The sequence below is a fragment of the Streptomyces gardneri genome (assembly GCF_006539185.1).
GTDB classification, from domain to species: domain Bacteria; phylum Actinomycetota; class Actinomycetes; order Streptomycetales; family Streptomycetaceae; genus Streptomyces; species Streptomyces gardneri.
The window spans coordinates 66,014-84,643 of sequence record NZ_BJMN01000047.1 but is presented as its reverse complement, the minus strand read 5'-3'; the positions used below and the strand labels follow the sequence as shown (position 1 = coordinate 84,643).

At 70.0% G+C, this 18,630-nt stretch carries 16 protein-coding genes; 4 read left to right on the top strand and 12 right to left on the bottom strand.

Annotation, left to right across the window (positions count from 1 at the left end; all coding sequences use genetic code 11):
• Window positions 1–166: 166 nt before the first annotated feature.
• The 3 genes from SGA01_RS31790 to thyX all read right to left on the bottom strand — a co-directional run bounded on the left by SGA01_RS31790 (window position 167) and on the right by thyX (window position 3,772).
• Window positions 167–1,852: a ribonuclease J gene (locus SGA01_RS31790; protein ID WP_141300854.1), complete on the bottom strand. Its 1,686-nt coding sequence runs from the start codon at window positions 1,850–1,852 to the stop codon at window positions 167–169.
• Window positions 1,853–1,952: 100 nt separating this feature from the next.
• On the bottom strand, window positions 1,953–2,852 hold the full coding sequence (gene dapA, locus SGA01_RS31785) for a 4-hydroxy-tetrahydrodipicolinate synthase (RefSeq protein ID WP_141300852.1): 900 nt from the start codon (window positions 2,850–2,852) through the stop codon (window positions 1,953–1,955).
• Window positions 2,853–3,031: 179 nt separating this feature from the next.
• A complete protein-coding gene (gene thyX / locus SGA01_RS31780; protein ID WP_055641032.1) occupies window positions 3,032–3,772 on the bottom strand; it encodes an FAD-dependent thymidylate synthase in 741 nt (246 codons plus the stop codon).
• Window positions 3,773–3,925: 153 nt separating this feature from the next.
• On the opposite strand from thyX, the gene SGA01_RS31775 reads away from it, so the two are divergent.
• A complete protein-coding gene (locus tag SGA01_RS31775) occupies window positions 3,926–4,165 on the top strand; it encodes a hypothetical protein (protein WP_055641033.1) in 240 nt (79 codons plus the stop codon).
• A 54-nt stretch (window positions 4,166–4,219) separates the two neighbouring features.
• Window positions 4,220–4,780 carry an SCO5741 family PH domain-containing membrane protein gene (locus tag SGA01_RS31770; protein ID WP_141300851.1) on the top strand — a complete coding sequence of 187 codons (561 nt, stop codon included), beginning with the start codon at window positions 4,220–4,222 and terminating at the stop codon, window positions 4,778–4,780.
• On the opposite strand, the gene SGA01_RS31765 is transcribed toward SGA01_RS31770, so the two are convergent.
• The 6 genes from SGA01_RS31765 to eccD all read right to left on the bottom strand — a co-directional run bounded on the left by SGA01_RS31765 (window position 4,770) and on the right by eccD (window position 11,861).
• Window positions 4,770–5,222, bottom strand: a complete 453-nt coding sequence (locus tag SGA01_RS31765; RefSeq protein WP_141300849.1) for a hypothetical protein — start codon at window positions 5,220–5,222, stop codon at window positions 4,770–4,772. The genes SGA01_RS31770 and SGA01_RS31765 overlap by 11 nt on opposite strands.
• A gap of 5 nt (window positions 5,223–5,227) precedes the next feature.
• The gene (gene dapB, locus SGA01_RS31760; RefSeq protein ID WP_055641036.1) at window positions 5,228–5,980 is read right to left on the bottom strand and encodes a 4-hydroxy-tetrahydrodipicolinate reductase; all 753 of its coding nucleotides are present in this window, start codon (window positions 5,978–5,980) and stop codon (window positions 5,228–5,230) included.
• Between the two features lie 27 nt (window positions 5,981–6,007).
• Window positions 6,008–7,387, bottom strand: a complete 1,380-nt coding sequence (locus tag SGA01_RS31755; RefSeq protein WP_055641037.1) for a M16 family metallopeptidase — start codon at window positions 7,385–7,387, stop codon at window positions 6,008–6,010.
• The gene (locus SGA01_RS31750) at window positions 7,384–9,600 is read right to left on the bottom strand and encodes a polyribonucleotide nucleotidyltransferase (RefSeq protein ID WP_141300847.1); all 2,217 of its coding nucleotides are present in this window, start codon (window positions 9,598–9,600) and stop codon (window positions 7,384–7,386) included. Before SGA01_RS31750 ends, SGA01_RS31755 begins: the two co-directional genes overlap by 4 nt.
• A gap of 281 nt (window positions 9,601–9,881) precedes the next feature.
• Window positions 9,882–10,172, bottom strand: coding sequence for a 30S ribosomal protein S15 (gene rpsO / locus SGA01_RS31745; protein ID WP_024758243.1), 291 nt, complete (start codon window positions 10,170–10,172; stop codon window positions 9,882–9,884).
• Window positions 10,173–10,385: 213 nt separating this feature from the next.
• Window positions 10,386–11,861: a type VII secretion integral membrane protein EccD gene (gene eccD / locus SGA01_RS31740; protein WP_055641039.1), complete on the bottom strand. Its 1,476-nt coding sequence runs from the start codon at window positions 11,859–11,861 to the stop codon at window positions 10,386–10,388.
• 184 nt (window positions 11,862–12,045) lie between these two features.
• On the opposite strand from eccD, the gene eccCa reads away from it, so the two are divergent.
• Together eccCa and SGA01_RS42715 are read left to right on the top strand one after the other, a co-directional pair.
• Window positions 12,046–15,999, top strand: coding sequence for a type VII secretion protein EccCa (gene eccCa, locus SGA01_RS31735; protein ID WP_141300845.1), 3,954 nt, complete (start codon window positions 12,046–12,048; stop codon window positions 15,997–15,999).
• A gap of 195 nt (window positions 16,000–16,194) precedes the next feature.
• The gene (locus SGA01_RS42715) at window positions 16,195–16,401 is read left to right on the top strand and encodes a DUF397 domain-containing protein (RefSeq protein WP_055645996.1); all 207 of its coding nucleotides are present in this window, start codon (window positions 16,195–16,197) and stop codon (window positions 16,399–16,401) included.
• Between the two features lie 66 nt (window positions 16,402–16,467).
• On the opposite strand, the gene SGA01_RS31725 is transcribed toward SGA01_RS42715, so the two are convergent.
• From SGA01_RS31725 to mycP, 3 genes are all read right to left on the bottom strand, one after another.
• Window positions 16,468–16,755, bottom strand: a complete 288-nt coding sequence (locus SGA01_RS31725) for a WXG100 family type VII secretion target (RefSeq protein ID WP_055641041.1) — start codon at window positions 16,753–16,755, stop codon at window positions 16,468–16,470.
• Window positions 16,756–16,808: 53 nt separating this feature from the next.
• Window positions 16,809–17,159, bottom strand: coding sequence for a WXG100 family type VII secretion target (locus SGA01_RS31720; protein ID WP_055641042.1), 351 nt, complete (start codon window positions 17,157–17,159; stop codon window positions 16,809–16,811).
• A gap of 190 nt (window positions 17,160–17,349) precedes the next feature.
• Window positions 17,350–18,621, bottom strand: coding sequence for a type VII secretion-associated serine protease mycosin (gene mycP / locus SGA01_RS31715; protein WP_174867573.1), 1,272 nt, complete (start codon window positions 18,619–18,621; stop codon window positions 17,350–17,352).
• Window positions 18,622–18,630 lie beyond the last annotated feature (9 nt).

Genomic DNA, 18,630 nt, shown 5'->3' with positions numbered 1-18,630 from the left:
TTCCGACTTTATCAGAAGTTCTGAGTCGGTATTTCCGCCTCCCGTTCACCCGTTCTGGCGCACGACGGCGCCGGGGCTTCCCGGTCTGGCGGAGCCGTAAACGTACTGGAGCGGGGCGCCCCGATGCAAATCGAGGGGCCCCGCTCCGGTGTGGCGCAGGTCAGAGTCAGACCTCGACGACGACCGGGAGGATCATCGGGCGCCGGCGGTAGGTGTCGGAGACCCACTTGCCGACCGTGCGGCGGATCAGCTGCTGGAGCTGGTGGGGCTCCACGACGCCGTCCTGGGCCGACCGGTTCAGGGCCTGGTCGACCTTGGGGATCACGGCGTCGAAGGCCGAGTCCTCGATGCCGGAGCCGCGGGCGTGGATGTTCGGGCCGCTCACGATCTTGCCGGTCGAGGAGTCCACGACCACGAAGACCGAGATGATGCCCTCGTCGCCGAGGATCCGGCGGTCCTTGAGGTGGGACTCGGTGACGTCGCCGACCGAGAGGCCGTCGACGTACACGTAACCGGCCTGGACCTTGCCGACGATCTTGGCCTTGCCGTCGATCAGGTCGACGACGACGCCGTCCTCGGCGATGACGATGTGGTCCTTGGGGATACCCGTCATCGCGCCGAGCTCGGCGTTGGCGCGCAGGTGGCGCCATTCGCCGTGGACCGGCATGAGGTTCTTCGGGCGGCAGATGTTGTAGAAGTACAGCAGCTCGCCGGCCGAGGCGTGGCCCGAGACGTGGACCTTGGCGTTGCCCTTGTGGACCACGTTCGCGCCCCAGCGGGTCAGGCCGTTGATCACGCGGTAGACCGCGTTCTCGTTGCCCGGGATGAGGGACGAGGCCAGGATGACCGTGTCGCCGGGGACGATCCGGATCTGGTGGTCGCGGTTGGCCATGCGGGACAGGGCCGCCATGGGCTCGCCCTGGGAGCCCGTGCAGACCAGCACGACCTCGTCGTCCGGCAGGTCGTCGAGGGTCTTCACGTCGACGACGAGGCCGGCCGGGACGCGGAGGTAGCCCAGGTCACGGGCGATGCCCATGTTGCGGACCATCGAGCGGCCGACGAAGGCGACCCTGCGGCCGTACTCGTGGGCGGCGTCGAGGATCTGCTGGATGCGGTGCACGTGGCTGGCGAAGCTGGCCACGATGATGCGCTTCTGGGCGTTCGCGAAGACCGTGCGCAGGACGTTGGAGATGTCCTTCTCCGGCGGGACGAAGCCCGGGACCTCGGCGTTCGTGGAGTCCGAGAGAAGGAGGTCGATGCCTTCCTCGCTCAGCCGCGCGAACGCGTGGAGGTCGGTGAGGCGGCCGTCCAGCGGGAGCTGGTCCATCTTGAAGTCGCCGGTGGCGACGGCCATGCCCGCGGGGGTGCGGATGGCCACCGCGAGGGCGTCCGGGATGGAGTGGTTGACCGCGATGAACTCGCAGTCGAACGATCCCAGGATCTCCCGGTCGCCTTCCTTCACCTCGAGGGTGTAGGGGCGGATGCGGTGCTCCTGGAGCTTGGCCTCGATCAGCGCGAGGGTCAGCTTGGAGCCGATCAGCGGGATGTCCGGCTTGAGCCGGAGCAGGTAGGGGACGGCACCGATGTGGTCCTCGTGGCCGTGCGTGAGCACGATGCCTTCGATGTCGTCGAGACGGTCCCGGATGATGGTGAAGTCGGGCAGGATCAGGTCGACACCCGGCTGCTCCTCTTCGGGGAAGAGGACGCCGCAGTCGACGATGAGCAGACGGCCGTCGAACTCGAAGACCGTCATGTTCCGGCCGATCTCGCCGAGCCCGCCGAGCGGGGTGACGCGCAGGGCGCCCTTGGCGAGCTTCGGCGGGGCGCCGAGTTCAGGATGCGGATGACTCAAAAGACTCTCCTCACCACGCGCGCCACGTGCCGTTCGGGCACGTGGCGCGCATGACATTCGTGCACTTGCTGTTGTCAGTGTTCAGTTGTGAAGTCCGTTGTCAGAGTTCTACCCCGCCGGCGGCCAGGTCGACCTTGAGCTGCTCGGTCTCCTGGGCGGAGAGCTCCACGAGCGGGAGGCGCAGCGGGCCGGCCGGGAGGCCCTGGAGGGCGAGGGCGGCCTTGGTGGTCATGACGCCCTGGGTGCGGAACATGCCGGTGTAGATCGGCAGGAGGCGCTGGTGGATCTCGGTGGCCTTCTGGGGCTCGCCGGCCAGGTGGGCTTCGAGGAGGGCGCGGAGCTCCGGGGTGACGATGTGGCCGACGACCGAGACGAAGCCGCAGGCGCCCACGGAGAGCAGCGGCAGGTTGAGCATGTCGTCGCCGGAGTACCAGGCGAGACCGGAGCGGGCGATGGCCCAGCTGGCGCGGCCGAGGTCGCCCTTGGCGTCCTTGTTGGCGACGATCCGGGGGTGCTCGGCAAGGCGGACGATCGTCTCGGTGTCGATCGGGACGCCGCTGCGGCCGGGGATGTCGTAGAGCAGGACCGGGAGCTCGGTGGCGTCGGCGATGGCCGAGAAGTGCCGGTAGAGGCCCTCCTGCGAGGGCTTGTTGTAGTACGGCGTCACGGCGAGCAGGCCGTGGGCGCCGTCGCGCTCAGCGGTGCGGGCGAGCTCGAGGGAGTGGTGGGTGTCGTTGGTGCCGACGCCGGCCACGATGTGGGCGCGGTCTCCGACCGCCTCCAGCACAGCTCGCACCAGCTCCGATTTCTCCGCGTCGCTGGTGGTGGGGGACTCGCCGGTGGTGCCGTTGATGACAAGACCGTCGTTGCCTGCGTCCACCAGATGGGTGGCCAGTCGCTGGGCACCATCGAGGTCGAGTGCGCCGTCCGCCGTGAAGGGCGTGACCATGGCGGTGAGGACCCGCCCGAAGGGGGTCTGCGGAGTGGAGATCGGAGCCATGGGTAACACGCTACTCGCTGCTCAGCGCCGGGTGTCCCTGAGGGGGACAGGAAGAAGAGGAGCCCGGCACTGCCTGCTCGGGGGTTCAGGCAGTGCCGGGTCCGTTTGATCAGCCTAGATGAACTTCTCGAAACGCCGCAATACGGACACTTCGCACGAGTGGCTCGGACATGTGTGCTCTACGGGGCCACACGGCCGTTCTTGTTGAAGGCGGCGTGGGTCAGCGGCATCAGCCGGGCCCAGTGCTCCTCCATCTTCTCGCCGACCATCTCGATCTCCCGCTGCGGGAAGGACGGGACCGCGGCCAGCTCGTGCTGGGTGCGCAGGCCCAGGAAGTGCATGAGCGAGCGCGCGTTGCACGTCGCGTACATCGAGGAGAAGAGGCCGACGGGGAGAACCGAGCGGGCGACCTCGCGGGCGACGCCGGCGGCCAGCATCTCCTGGTAGGTGGCGTAGGCCGTCCGGTACGACTCCTCCATGGTGCGGCTCACCACGTCGTGCTGTTCCTGGGTGCCCTCGACGAAGACGTACTTGCCGGGGCGGCCCTCCTGGACCAGCTTGCGAGAGGTGTCCGGGACGTAGAAGACCGGCTGGAGCTCCCTGTAGCGGCCCGATTCCTCGTTGTACGACCAACCCACGCGGTGCCGCATGAACTCGCGGAACACGAAGATCGGGGCGCTGATGAAGAAGGTCATCGAGTTGTGCTCGAAGGGGCTGCCGTGGCGGTCCCGCATCAGGTAGTTGATCAGGCCCTTCGAGCGCTCCGGGTCCTTCTGGAGCTCTTCGAGGGACTGCTCCCCCGCCGTGGACACACGTGCGGCCCAGAGGACGTCGGAGTCGGTCGCCGCGCTCTTGACCAGATCAACGGTGACGTCGCTCCGGAAGTCGATCTTCACGTTCTCGGTGGGGGTGTCGGTCACCAGCGGTCCTTCCAGTCGGCTGTTGCAGCGCCCACTCTAACGACGTCCGACCGAAGGATGAGATTCGGCCGCTTTGGTGAAATAGGGCACCAAACTCCCGGTTCTGTCGTCTCTCTCTGTGAAGCACGTCGACTACCGAGGAGAGTGGCCCTGATGTTCCGCCGGCGAGAGGCCGTACCGTTCGCGTTCGTCGCGGAGGCCGACCACTTCCGCAGTAACGTCACTCCACCACCCCGGGAGCGCCTCAGCGCCTCGCAGATCGTGGGTCGTACGCTGCTCGGGCTGACCGTCGTCGCGGGGCTCGCCGGGTCGCTGATCTTCGGTATGCCCTCCCTCCAGTCGGGGGACGCCGCCACTCAGCAGCAGCAGTCCGAAGCGTCCGACAACCGCTGAGGTAGCCTCACCGGGCACCGCCCCTTCGAGCGTGCTTGTGAGTGAGGACCTGTCGTGCCCCTGCCCTTCCTGACGGCCGACCGTGCTTTTGACACGACCGACCACGTCGCCCTGCCGTTCGACGACCACGATCAGTGGCGTCGTCCGTACCGGCCCGGGTCGTGGCGTGTCGGAGCCGCGGCGCTCGCGCTGCTGCTCGCCTCGTTCGTGCTGCTCGCCGCCGTGATCATCGTCGCCGCCGGGGGCTTCGCCGCCGCCGGTGTCACGCTCGCGCTCGCCGTGCTCGTCATCCTCGCGGCCCTGCGGATGCTCCGCGTGGGTACCTGGGTGAGCCGGGCCGGGGTGCGGCGCGTGGGTTTCCTGCGGACGTCCACCGTGCCGTGGGCGAAGGTGACCTCCGTGCGGACCGTGCAGCAGCCGGTGCGCTGGCTGGGGCTCCCCCGCACCGTCCAGGGCCAGGCCCTGGTGCTCGGCCGGCAGGGTGGTGAGCAGCTGCTGCTGCTCACCGACCACAATGCCGACTTCCTCTCCCGGGTCGAGGCCTTCGACCGCGCGGCCGACACGGTCGAGGCCTGGAACGCCGAGTACGGCGTCGTCCCGGCGACTACGCGCTGACCGTACGTCCCTCGTGGAGGGCGATGGCCCGGAGCATCGCCTTGCGGGCCCTGGGGGTGTCGCGGGCGTCGTGGTACGCGACCGCGAGCCGGAACCAGCAGCGCCAGTCCTCCGGGGAGTCCTCCGTCTCGGCCTTGCGCCGGGCGAAGACCTCGTCGGCCGAGTCCCGGTCGATCCGGCCGGCCTCCGTGCGCTTCAGCTCGTCGACGGGCAGGCCGCCCTCGGCCTCCAGCACGGTGGCGAGGCGGCCCGCCTGCCGCGCGAACCGGGTGTTCTTCCAGAGGAACCAGCCGCCCACGGCCGGCAGCAGGAACGCCACCGCGCCCATGCCCATGGCCGCCGGCTCGCCCGTCAGGAGGAGCAGTACGCCCTCCATCGCCACCACGCCGAAGACGAGGACGAGGACGGTGGCGAGGAAGACGTACGTGATCTTTCCGCCCATGCCCGTCAGCCCAGGTCCAGGAAGTGCTCCAGGCCGAAGGTGAGGCCCGGAGCGGTGGTCACGCGGCGGGCGCCCAGGAGGATGCCCGGCATGAAGCTGGAGTGGTGCAGGGAGTCGTGGCGGACGGTGAGCGTCTCGCCCTCGCCGCCGAGCAGGACCTCCTGGTGGGCGAGGAGGCCCGCCAGGCGTACGGAGTGGACGCGGACGCCGTCGACGTCGGCGCCGCGGGCCCCTTCGAGGCCCGTCGCGGTGGAGTCCGGCTGGGCGCCGAGACCGGCCTCGGCGCGGGCGGCGGCGATCAGCTGAGCCGTCCGGGTGGCGGTGCCCGAGGGGGCGTCCACCTTGTGCGGGTGGTGCAGCTCGACGACCTCGACCGACTCGAAGTACGGGGCCGCGATCTGGGCGAACTTCATGGTGAGGACCGCGCCGATGGAGAAGTTCGGCGCGATGAGGACACCGGTCTCCGGGGAGGCCGCGAGCCAGGTCCGCAGCTGCGCGAGGCGCTCCTCGGTCCAGCCGGTGGTGCCGACGACCGCGTGGATGCCGTGGCGCACGCAGAAGTCGAGGTTGTCCATCACCGAGCCGGGGGTGGTCAGCTCGACGACGACCTGGGCGCCCGCCTCGGTGAGCGTCTCCAGCTTGTCGCCACGGCCGAGGGCCGCGACCAGTTCCATGTCCTCGGCGGCCTCGACGGCCCTGACCGCCTCGGAGCCGATACGGCCCTGGGCTCCGAGGACCGCCACGCGCAGCTTGCTCATTGCTCTTTTTTCCTTAAGGGCTCGGGGTCAGGAGACCGCTTGGTGGAGGCGGTCCGCCTGCTTGTCCTTCAGCGGTCCTATCACCGACAGGGAGGGCCGCTGGTCCAGTACATCGCGGGCGACGGCCCGGACGTCGTCCGGGGTGACCGCGGCGATCCGGGTGAGCATGTCGTCGACCGACATCTGGGTGCCCCAGCAGAGCTCGCTCTTGCCGATGCGGTTCATGAGGGCACCGGTGTCCTCCAGGCCGAGGACGGTCGAGCCGCGGAGCTGGCCGACGGCGCGGACGATCTCCTCGTCGGTGAGCCCCTCGCTCGCGACCTTGTCGAGCTCGTCCCGGCAGATCCGCAGCACGTCGTGGACCTGGTTGGGCCGGCAGCCGGCGTACACCCCGAAGAGGCCGCAGTCGGCGAAGCCCGAGGTGTACGAGTACACGCTGTAGGCCAGGCCGCGCTTCTCGCGGACCTCCTGGAAGAGGCGGGAGGACATGCCGCCGCCGAGGGCGGTGTTCAGCACGCCGAGGGCCCAGCGGCGCTCGTCGGTGCGGGCCAGGCCCGGCATGCCGAGGACCACGTGGGCCTGCTCGGTCCTGCGGTTCAGGTGCTCGACGCGGCCCGCCGTACGGATGACGCGGTGGCCGTCGCGGGGGGCGACGGGGACGGCGTCGGTACGGGTCAGTGCGCCGGCCTTCTCGAAGGCGCGGCGGACCTGGCGTACCACCGTGGCGTGGTCGACGTTGCCCGCGGCGGCGACGACCAGGTGGGTGGGGTCGTAGTGCTTCTTGTAGAAGCGGGCGATCTGGCCGCGGGTGAGGGCGTTGACCGTGTCGACGGTGCCGAGGACCGGGCGGCCCAGCGGGGTGTCGCCGAACATCGTCTGCGCGAACAGGTCGTGCACGACGTCGCCGGGGTCGTCCTCGGTCATCGCGATCTCTTCGAGGATGACTCCCCGCTCGGCGTCCACGTCCTCTTCGAGGACGAGCGCGCCGGTGAGCATGTCGCAGACGACGTCGATCGCCAGCGGCAGGTCGGTGTCGAGGACCCGGGCGTAGTAGCAGGTGTACTCCTTCGCCGTGAAGGCGTTCATCTCGCCGCCGACCGCGTCGATCGCGGCGGAGATGTCGAGGGCGGACCGCTTGTGGGTGCCCTTGAAGAGGAGGTGCTCCAGGTAGTGGGTGGCGCCGTTGAGGCTCGGCGTCTCGTCCCGCGAGCCGACGTGGGCCCAGATGCCGAAGGTGGCGGAGCGCACGGAGGGCAGGGTCTCGGTGACGATCCGGAGGCCGCCGGGGAGGGTCGTACGGCGGACCGTGCCGATGCCGTCCTTGCCCGGGAGAAGCGTTTGGGTACGGGCGACGGCCCGCCCCTCCGAAGAGGGGCGGGCCGTCGTCACGGAACTACGGGACGTCACTGGTCGGTGTCGTCCTTCGCGTCGGCGCCGTCCTCGTCCGCGATCACGGGGATCAGGGAGAGCTTGCCGCGCTGGTCGATCTCGGCGATCTCGACCTGGACCTTGGAGCCGATCGCGAGCACGTCCTCGACGTTCTCCACGCGCTTGCCACCGGCGAGCTTGCGGATCTGCGAGATGTGCAGCAGACCGTCCTTGCCGGGCATCAGGGAGACGAACGCACCGAAGGTGGTGGTCTTGACGACCGTACCCAGGTAGCGCTCGCCGACCTCCGGCATGGTCGGGTTGGCGATCGCGTTGATCGTGGCGCGGGCGGCCTCGGCCTGCGAGCCCTGCTGGGCACCGATGTAGATGGTGCCGTCGTCCTCGATCGTGATGTCGGCGCCGGTGTCCTCCTGGATCTGGTTGATCATCTTGCCCTTGGGGCCGATGACCTCACCGATCTTGTCCACCGGGATCTTGACGGTGATGATGCGCGGCGCGTTCGGGGACATCTCGTCCGGAACGTCGATCGCCTCGTTCATCACGTCGAGGATGTGCAGACGCGCGTCACGGGCCTGCTTCAGCGCGGCGGCCAGGACCGAGGCGGGGATGCCGTCGAGCTTGGTGTCGAGCTGGAGCGCGGTGACGAAGGTCTTCGTACCGGCGACCTTGAAGTCCATGTCGCCGAACGCGTCCTCGGCGCCGAGGATGTCCGTGAGGGCGACGTAGTGCGTCTTGCCGTCGATCTCCTCGGAGATCAGACCCATGGCGATACCGGCGACGGCGGCCTTCAGCGGCACACCGGCGTTCAGCAGCGACATGGTCGAGGCGCAGACCGAGCCCATGGACGTCGAACCGTTGGAGCCGAGGGCCTCGGACACCTGGCGGATCGCGTAGGGGAACTCCTCGCGCGTCGGCAGCACCGGCACGATGGCGCGCTCGGCGAGCGCGCCGTGGCCGATCTCGCGGCGCTTGGGCGAGCCCACGCGGCCGGTCTCGCCGACGGAGTACGGCGGGAAGTTGTAGTTGTGCATGTAGCGCTTGCGGGTCACCGGGGAGAGGGTGTCCAGCTGCTGCTCCATGCGGAGCATGTTGAGGGTGGTGACGCCCAGGATCTGGGTCTCGCCACGCTCGAACAGCGCCGAGCCGTGCACGCGCGGGATGGCCTCGACCTCGGCCGCGAGCGTACGGATGTCCGTGAGGCCACGGCCGTCGATGCGGACCTTGTCCTTGATGACGCGCTCGCGGACCAGCTTCTTGGTCAGCGCGCGGTAGGCACCGGCGATCTCCTTCTCGCGGCCCTCGAAGGCCGGGAGAAGCTTCTCGGCGGCGAGCTCCTTGATGCGGTCGAGCTCGGCCTCGCGGTCCTGCTTGCCGGCGATGGTGAGCGCCTTGGTGAGCTCACCCTTGACGGCGGCGGTCAGCGCCTCCAGGACGTCGTCCTGGTAGTCCAGGAAGACCGGGAACTCGCCGGTGGGCTTGGCGGCCTTGGCGGCGAGGTCCGACTGGGCCTTGCAGAGGGCCTTGATGAAGGGCTTCGCGGCCTCGAGACCGGCGGCGACGATCTCCTCGGTCGGCGCCTCGGCGCCGTCCTTGACGAGATCGATGGTCTTCTCGGTGGCCTCGGCCTCGACCATCATGATCGCGACGTCGCCGTCCTCGAGGACGCGACCGGCGACGACCATGTCGAAGACGGCGTCCTCGAGCTCGGTGTGCGTCGGGAACGCGACCCACTGGCCCTTGATCAGGGCGACGCGGGTGGCGCCGATGGGGCCGGAGAAGGGCAGGCCCGCCAGGATCGTGGAAGCGGAGGCGGCGTTGATCGCGACCACGTCGTACAGGTGGTCGGGGTTGAGCGCCATGATCGTCTCGACGATCTGGATCTCGTTGCGCAGGCCCTTCTTGAAGGAGGGGCGCAGCGGCCGGTCGATCAGGCGGCAGGTGAGGATCGCGTCCTCGGAGGGGCGGCCCTCACGGCGGAAGAAGGAGCCGGGGATCTTGCCGGCCGCGTACTGCCGCTCCTCGACGTCCACCGTCAGGGGGAAGAAGTCGAGCTGGTCCTTGGGCTTCTTCGAGGCGGTGGTCGCGGAGAGGACCATCGTGTCGTCGTCCAGGTAGGCGACGGCGGAGCCGGCGGCCTGCTTGGCGAGGCGGCCCGTCTCGAAGCGGATGGTGCGGGTACCGAAGGTGCCGTTGTCGATGACGGCCTCGGCGTAGTGGGTCTCGTTCTCCACTAGTGGTTTCTCCTACGTGTTCGTCTTTGCGTCCGGGGCCCGTGTGGCCGGGGACGGTGTCGACGGGGCGGAGAGACGCGCCTTGGGTGCGGGCCGGTCTTCGATCGAAGCACCCGGCATCTTCCGGGGGCCACTACCGAGGACCGGCGGCGAGCCGGCGGCTCCTCGCTCGTCCGTCGTATGGGGTTGTGCGACCAGACTAAGTGCCTGTGTGCACTTTGTGCACGTACAGCAAAGGGAGCGGCCCCCTGAAAGTGGGAACCGCTCCCTTCACGGCGTCCTTACTTGGCGCCGCCGGCCGCACCGCGGCGGATGCCGAGGCGGTCGACCAGGGCACGGAAGCGCTGGATGTCCTTCTTGGCCAGGTACTGCAGCAGGCGGCGGCGCTGGCCGACCAGGATCAGCAGGCCACGACGGGAGTGGTGGTCGTGCTTGTGCTGCTTGAGGTGCTCGGTCAGGTCCGAGATGCGACGGGAAAGCATGGCGACCTGGACCTCGGGGGAGCCGGTGTCGCCCTCCTTCTGGCCGAACTCGGTCATGATCTGCTTCTTGACAGCGGCGTCGAGAGCCACGCGGATCTCCTCATTGAATACGTGCGCCCGCGAGTGCCCCTGGTCTAGGTCTCAGGGGAAGCTTCCGTGACTCGGCGGGCGAAGGTCCGATGGGCGCAGCTTCCAGAGGCTTCCGAGTGATCTCGGGGGCATTCCGGGAGCGCGTACACAAACGGCCGTCACACAGCGTACCAGTTCGCCGGAGCGGACCTGCTTGCTCGTGCCGGAGCGGACCTACTTGCTCGTGAGCGAGCGGACCGACATGAAGATGTCGAGGACCGCGAGGCAGAGGGGGACGAGGGAGAGGAGGACGAAGCCCTCGGCGAGGTCGAGGAGACGGCCCCAGAACGGGGAGAGGCCCTTCTTCGGGATGATCAGGCCGATGGCGGTGATCAGCGCGGCGCCCGCGGCGACGGAGGCGGTGAGCCAGATCGTACGGATGTCGAGGCCGCCGCGGTCCCCGTACATCAGGAGGTCCTTGACCAGGTCGACCGGCGGGTTCAGGGAGAGGCCCAGGACGAGCAGCGCGATGGCCGCGATGCCGGCGACCAGGACGCAGGCGACCTGCGAGGTGTAGCGGAAGAGGCGGGCGCGGAGCAGCATCGCGAGGCCCGAGGCGAGGGCGAGGAGCTGGCCCCAGAGGTTTCCGGCGAAGCCGAGGACGGCGGCGGAGCCGACGACGACGGCGGCGCAGCCGCCGACCAGGCCGAGGAGCATCTCGTGGCCGCGGCGGGCCTGGAGGGCGATGCGCTCGCCGTCGACGGCCCGGTCGTCCTCGCCTGCCTGCTGCTGGTCGCCGAGGAACTCGTCGTCGGCGGCGCTGCGCGGTGCGGCGTAGCCGATGGGGAGCCTGGCGAAGCGGGCGGAGAGACCGGGCAGGAAGGCGACCATGCCGATGGCGACGGGGGCGCAGACGGCCGCCGTCTCCGTCGCGGAGCTCTCGGTGAGGATCATCAGGAAGGTGGCGAGGGTGCCGACGGTCGCGAGGAAGGTCGCCGCGACGAAGGGGGCGTCTCCGCTCGGGGTGAGCGCCACGAGGGCCACCGAGGCGACGAGGACGGCGACGCAGCCCAGCAGGAACTGGAGGCGGCCGGGGCCCTCGCCCGCGTCGGGGGCGACGATGCCGGAGCCGGCGATGAGCAGCAGCGGCAGGGCGCCGAGGCCCAGGGCGACGGCGGTCGCCCTGTCTCCGTAGACCCGGGCGCGGACCCCCGCGAAGGCGGTGAGGAGCAGGCCCGCGGCGCCCGCGATGATGCCGGGCAGGCTGTGCATGTCGTGGCGGACCGGGTCCGCGAACCAGAGCACGAAGCCCATGAGTACGAGGAGCAGGACGCCGCCGACGAGTCCGGCGCCGCGCAGCAGCTCGTCGCCCCACAGGTGCCGGTCGCGGGTGACCGCGGAGGCGACGGCGTCGGAGACGTCGTCGTAGACGGCGGGCGGCAGGGACTGGGCGAAGGGGCGCAGGGAGAGCACCTCGCCGTCGAGGACCTGCTGGCCGGCGAGGGTGCGGGCGCCGTCGAGGACGGAACCGTCGCGGCGGACCAGGTGGTAGCCGGTGGGGGTGCCCGCCGTTTGCGTCTGCCCGGTGAGCCGCAGGATCTCCGGATAGACGTCGGCGACGGCGATGTCCTCCGGGAGCGCGACGTCGATGCGGCTGTCCGGCGCCACGACGGTGACGCGGCAGAAGCCGGTCGCTGCGGTCGTACTCACGTGTGTGGACCCCCTGATTCGCGGTTGCGCACGATGCGCGCGCCACCCTACCGGGGACGGCCGGTGGGGGCTGCAAGTAGGATCGCCGTCCCATGGGGGAAGTCCGCGCGCCCGGGCGCCGACCGAGGTGCCGGCGCGGAAGCTCCCGCCACGAGCCCGCCTCCTACGAGGGATTGATGCGCCGGTGAGCCAGATCGTCGTCAAACGCCCACCGAGGGCGCTTCCGCCGGAAGTGCCCGGTGAGGAACTGGTCCTGGAGTCTCCGCCGGAACTTCCGCGGGGGCAGCAGGAGTCGGCGTTGATGCAGCTCCTGCCGATGCTCGGCATGGGTTCCTCGGTGGTCTTCTTCTTCATGACGCCGTCGCCGATCATGCGGATCATGGGCGTGCTGATGCTGGCGTCGACGGTCGCGATGGCCGTCGCCCAGTTCGTCAGATTCCGTCGCGGTACGCAGGGGCAAATGGCCGATGTACGCCGCGACTACCTCAAATACCTCGCGCAGACGCGGCGTACGGTCCGGCGCACCGCGCGCAAGCAGCGGGACGCGCAGCTGTATCTGCACCCCTCCCCCGAGCAGCTGTGGTCGGTCGTGGCCGAGGGCTCGCGGGTGTGGGAGCGCCGGGTCGGCGACCACGACTTCGGGCAGGCGCGGATCGGGCTCGGGGCGCAGCAGTTGGCGACGGCGCTCGTGGCGCCGGACACGGCTCCGGTGGACGAGCTGGAGCCGCTGTGCGCGGGTGCGATGCAGCAGTTCCTCGCTGTGCACGGCACCTTGGACGGGCTGCCGATGGCGGTCTCGATGCGGGCGTTCTACCACGTGACCGTGTCGGGTGAGCCCGAGTCGGCGCAGGCCGTGGCGCGTGCGCTCGTCGCGCAGTTGGTGACGCTGCACTCCCCCGACGACCTGATGGTCGCGGTGGTCGCCGCGCGGGCCTCGCAGGAGCGGTGGGACTGGACGAAGTGGCTGCCGCACACGCAGGTGCCCGGGCAGGTCGACGGGGCCGGTACGAAGCGGCTGTTCGGTGACGACCTCGGCGAGCTGGAGAACCTGATCCGTTCGAAGCTCGAGGGGCGGACGCGGTTCTCCCGGGACAGCCAGCCGGTGCTCGACCAGCCGCACGTGGTCGTGGTCCTCGACGGTGGCATGGTCCCGCCGGACTCGCTGCTCGCGGCGGCCGAGGGCCTCCAGGGCGTGACGATCGTGGAGGTCGTCTCGGGCGAGCTCGACGAGCCGCGCGGTGGCCTTTCGGTGGTCGTACGGCCGGGGCGGCTGAGCCTGGAGTTCGGTGGCGGCTTCGCCTACGAGGGGCTGCCGGACGGCATCTCGCTGCCGGCCGCCGAGGCGCTTGCCCGGCAGCTCGCGCCGCTGCGGATGGGTGGCGGGGACGACGACGAGCCGCTGCTCGCCAATCTGGACTTCACCGATCTGCTGAACCTCGGGGACGCGGAGTCGGTGGACGTGGCGCGGACGTGGCGGCCGCGCACGGTCTCCGAGCGGCTCCGCGTGCCGATCGGTGTCGGCGAGGACGGCCAGCCGGTCATGCTGGACCTGAAGGAGGCCGCGCAGGAGGGCATGGGCCCGCACGGTCTGTGCGTGGGTGCGACGGGTTCCGGCAAGTCGGAGCTGCTGCGGACGCTCGTGCTCGGTCTCGCGGTGACGCACTCCTCGGAGACGCTCAACTTCGTCCTCGCGGACTTCAAGGGCGGTGCGACCTTCGCGGGCATGTCGCAGATGCCGCACGTCGCCGCCGTCATCACCAACCTGTCGGACGACCTGACGCTCGTCGACCGCATGGGCGACGCGATCCGCGGCGAGCTGCAGCGGCGCCAGGAGCTGCTGCGTTCCGCGGGCAACTACGCCAACATCCACGACTACGAGAAGGCGCGGGCCGCCGGCGCTCCGCTGGAGCCGCTCGCCTCGCTCGTCCTGGTGATCGACGAGTTCTCCGAACTCCTCACCGCCAAGCCCGACTTCATCGACATGTTCATCCAGATCGGCCGCATCGGCCGCTCGCTGGGTGTGCATCTGCTCCTCGCCTCGCAGCGCCTGGAGGAGGGCAAGCTGCGCGGCCTCGACACGTACCTCTCGTACCGGATCGGTCTGCGGACCTTCTCGGCGGCGGAGTCGCGGACGGCGATCGGCGTGCCGGACGCCTACCACCTGCCCTCGGTGCCCGGTTCGGGCTATCTGAAGTTCGGCACGGACGAGATGACCCGCTTCAAGGCGGCGTACGTCTCGGGGACGCACCGGCCGGGCGGGCCGCGCCTGGAGATCGGGCATCTGCCGGTCGAGCGGCGCCCCGCGCTGTTCACGGCGTCTCCGGTGCCCGTGGTGTACGCGGCGCCCGACCCCGCGTATCTCACCGAGCGGCGCTCCGAGGAGGACGAGGCGCTCGCGGACACGGTCCTCGACGTGATCGTGCGCCGTCTGGAGGGTCAGGGCGTGCCGGCGCACCAGGTGTGGCTGCCGCCGCTCGACCAGGCACCTTCGCTGGACCAGTTGCTGCCGGGGCTCGCGCAGACGGCGGACCGCGGTCTCACGGCGACGGAGTACACCCGGCAGGGCGGACTCACGGTGCCGCTCGGCCTCATCGACAAGCCGTTCGAGCAGCGGCGTGAGGTGCTGTACCGGGACTTCTCCGGTGCGGCCGGTCACATGATGGTGGTCGGAGGTCCGCAGTCCGGCAAGTCGACGCTGATGCGGACGCTGGTCTCGTCGTTCGCGCTGACCCACACGCCTGCCGAAGTGCAGTTCTACTGCCTGGACTTCGGTGGTGGCGGCCTGGTGTCGCTCGCCGATCTGCCGCATGTCGGCGGGGTGGCGTCGCGTCTCGACCCCGAGCGGGTGCGGCGGACCGTCGCGGAGGTGCTGGGGGTCCTCAACCGGCGGGAGGAGTTCTTCCGTTCGCACTCCATCGACTCGATCGCCACCTACCGGCGCAAGCGGGCCGCCGGCGAACTCCCGGGCGAGGCCTGGGGTGACGTCTTCCTGGTCGTGGACGGCTGGGGCACCTTCCGCAACGACTACGACACGCTGGAGCCGTTCGTCTCCGACATCGCGGCGCGCGGTCTCGGTTACGGCATCCACGTCGTGATCACCGCCGCCCGGTACATGGAGGTACGTGCGGCCCTCAAGGACCAGATGCTGGGCCGGCTCGAACTGCGGCTCGGGGACGTCATGGACTCCGAGTTCGACCGCAAGGTCGCGGCGAACGTGCCGACCGGGGTGCCGGGGCGCGGCCAGGTGGCGGAGAAGCTGCACTTCATGGGCGCGCTGCCGCGGATCGACGGATCGAGCTCGTCCGCCGACCTGTCGGAGGGCACGTCGGCGTTCGTCCAGGCCGTACGGGCGAGCTGGACCGGGGCTCCGGCCCCGGCGGTGCGGCTCCTGCCGCGCAGGCTGCCGGCGGAGCAGCTGCCGAAGGGCTTCGAGTACCCGCAGCACGGCATCGCGATCGGCATCGACGAGACGAACCTGGAGCCGGTGTTCGTCGACTTCGAGTCGGATCCGTTCTTCCTGATCTTCGGTGAGAGCGAGTCCGGCAAGACGGCGCTGCTGCGGCTGATCGCCAAGCAGCTGTGCGAGCGGTACACGCCGGAGCAGGCGCGGATCGTGGTGGGTGACTACCGGCGGACGATGCTGGAGGCGGTCGCGCCCTCGCACCTCCTGGAGTACGCGCCGATGGCCTCGGCCATGCAGATGCACATGGACGCCATCAACACGGTGATGACGAAGCGGGCGCCGAAGCCGGACATCACGCCGCAGCAGCTGCGGGACCGGAGCTGGTGGACGGGTCCGCAACTGTTCGTGCTGATCGACGACTTCGAGCTGGTGGCCACCAACTCGGGCAATCCGCTGGCGGTTCTCGTCGAGAACCTGCCGTTCGCGCGGGACGTCGGCATCCGGTTCATCGTGGCGCGCAGCCAGGCGGGTGCCTCGCGGGCGATGTACGAGCCGTTCATGCAGCGCGTACGGGAGTTGGGCGCGCAGGGCGTGATCCTCTCCGGCGATCCGCAGGAGGGCGACATCCTCGGCAGCGTCCGGGCGCGTCCGATGCCTCCGGGCCGGGGCACGTTCGTCTCCCGCAAGCGGGGGACGCCGCTGGTGCAGCTGGGCTGGCTGCCGGAGCAGCACTGAGCGGTTTCCCGCCGTTCGGGTGCGGCGGTCCCACTAGTGTGGAAGGGACCGCCGTACCACCGCGAAGGGAAAGCGCCGATGACCGACGCACACGCCACCACCACCGACGGATCCCCGGCGAGCGCCGCGGGCAGTGCGGTCGACGGCACCCGTGACAGTGCCCTCGCCGCCGAGAGGCAGCGGGAGAAGGACGAGCTGTACGCGCTCGACATCTCCGGCGTCGAGTGGGAGGGCGCTCCGGGGACCAGCCCCGACGAGGAGCGGGTGGAGATCGCGCGGCTGCCCGAGGGGGCGGTGGCGATGCGTTCGTCGCTCGACAAGGAGACGGTGCTGCGCTACACGAAGGCCGAGTGGGACGCGTTCGTCCTCGGCGCGCGGGACGGCGAGTTCGACCTGCGGTAGCAGGCGGTACGCGTGAGGGGGTGGCCCGTCGGAACGGGCCACCCCCTCACGTGCTTACGCCGGATGTCACATACGGAACCGGGCGGCGTTGCCCTTGTCGGTGTCCTGGTAGCCGGCGACCGACTCGTCGAGGAGCTGGGCGATGCGCGCCAGGTCCTGGTTCATGCCGGCCATGTCGCGGGTCAGGCGGTCCTGGGTCTCGCGGTACGCGATCTTGGCCTCACCCTCCCAGTTGTTGGCGACGCGGTTGACCTCGGCCATGAGGTCGTCCAGCTTCTGGGTGAGGGTGGTGGAGGTCAGGCGGGTGTCGGCCGCCGCCTGCGTCACGGTGTCGTAATTGACCGCAGTGGTCATGGTGTTGACTCCTGGAGTGAGAGTGGCGCGGAGGACTGGTCGAGCCGGAGGGCTCAGACGCCGAGGATGGCGCTCTGGTTGCCGCCGCCGCCGGCGCCACCGCTGGCGTCCATCGTGCGGAAGGACCGCAGACGGTCCTCCTCCTCGCGCGAGAACCCGTCGGCGCTCATGCGCATCATCTCTTCGAGCTTGGAGAGCTCCTGCCGCATGCTGCGCAGACGCTGGTTCAGGTCGTTCTGGACCCGGTCGTACTCCTTGCTCGCAGCGCCCTGCCAGCCCGCCTGGACGCGGTCGACCACGCCATTGAGGTTGGTGATGCGGGACTGGAGCTCGTCGGAGAAGTCCTGGATCCGGCCTGCGAGCCGAACCTGTTCGGCACTGGTTACGTTCAGGTCTTTCGACATCTTGCCCCTTCTTCCTTCGGTGGCGTCGACGGCCGGGCCGTCGGGCCATCCGGTCGTGATGCGGACGGGAATCTTCTGATGCCGCCCCCGTGCTGGGTTCGCACTACCGTGCCCCCGACGGTCACTTTAGCCATTGGCGGCGGCAGTTCCAACTGCAAAGGAGGCACCGGATACTTGGCCGTGACGCTGTTCACCGAACCCCTCTCCTGCGGCGGCTGTCGCGGATCACGACGGCTGTTCCGGCGACCACTGCCACCAGCACACCGCCGATCCCCAACGCATAGGTGGCGAGCCGTTCGGAGCGCTCCTGGGGAGTCTCCGACAGCGCCAGACGGGCCGGTTCGGGCGCCGGCGGTTTGGGTGGGACCGGGTCGGGCGTGGGCGTGGCGGGCGGTGTGCCCGGCGGCGCGTCGGCGAGTGCCCTGACCGGGTCGACCACTCCCCAACCGACGTAGTCGTCCCGGTCGTTGATGGAGCGGACGGCGGTCTGCTCGATCCGCGTGACGATCTGGGCGGCGGACCAGTCGGGGTACTTGGCCCGGAGCAGGGCGGCGACGCCGGCGACGTACGGGGCGGAGAAGCTCGTACCGTTGTCGACGCACTGGCCGCCGCCGGGGACGGTGGAGACCATGTCGACACCGGGGGCCGCCACGCCCACGAAGGTGCCGGGCTGGGAGAAGGCGGCCCGTTCGTTGTTCCGGTCGGAGGAGGCGACGGCGAGGACCCCGGGGAAGGCCGCCGGGTAGGTGTTCTTGAGCTTCCCGTCCATGCCGTCGTTCCCGGCGGAGGCGACGACCACGATCTTCTTCTGGATCGCCTTGGCGATCGAGACGGCCATCGGCGAGTCGGCTTCGAGGGTCTGGGTGGTGTCCTGCGAGATGTTGATGACGTGCGCGCCCTTGGCGACGGCCCAGTCGATCGCCTTGGCCATCGTGTCGGCCTTGCCGCTGTTCTTCTCGTCGTTCTGGCGGATCGGGATGATCTTCGCCTCGGGAGCGAGGCCGACGAAGCCGGTGCCGTTGACGGGGCGGGCCGCGATGATGCCGGCGACCTTGGTGCCGTGGCCGACCTCGTCGACGGTGCCGTCGGTCTTGCCGCGCTTCTCGTCCCCGAAGCCGGGGTTGTTCTTGTCGGGCTTGAGGAAGTCCTTGCCCGCCTTGGCGTCGACGGCCTCACGCAGCTGCGGGTTGACGTCGTCGACCCCGGTGTCGATGACGGCGACCCTGACGCCCTCGCCCTTGGTGTGCTGCCAGAGCTCGTCGAGGAGGACCCGCTGGAGCGGCCAGGGGGTGCCCTCGATCTGCTTCTTCATGGGGAAGGTGCACTCGCCGCTGCCGTCGAGCGCCCAGGACTCAGGTCGGGGCGTCTCCGGTCGGGCCGCCGCCGCGGCGGGCGCCGCGAGGAGGCCCGTCAGGGTGGCGGCGGTGAGCAGGGCGGCTGCCGTGCGGTACGTCGTCGTCACCGGTGCCAC

Excerpts from the sequence above, each read along its gene's own strand:
- dapA (WP_141300852.1), bottom strand. The coding sequence starts at position 2,852 with ATGGCTCCGATCTCCACTCCGCAGACCCCCTTCGGGCGGGTCCTCACC.
- SGA01_RS31775 (WP_055641033.1), top strand. The coding sequence starts at position 3,926 with ATGTTCCGCCGGCGAGAGGCCGTACCGTTCGCGTTCGTCGCGGAGGCC.
- SGA01_RS31765 (WP_141300849.1), bottom strand. The coding sequence starts at position 5,222 with ATGGGCGGAAAGATCACGTACGTCTTCCTCGCCACCGTCCTCGTCCTC.
- dapB (WP_055641036.1), bottom strand. The coding sequence starts at position 5,980 with ATGAGCAAGCTGCGCGTGGCGGTCCTCGGAGCCCAGGGCCGTATCGGC.
- SGA01_RS31725 (WP_055641041.1), bottom strand. The coding sequence starts at position 16,755 with ATGACCACTGCGGTCAATTACGACACCGTGACGCAGGCGGCGGCCGAC.
- SGA01_RS31720 (WP_055641042.1), bottom strand. The coding sequence starts at position 17,159 with ATGTCGAAAGACCTGAACGTAACCAGTGCCGAACAGGTTCGGCTCGCA.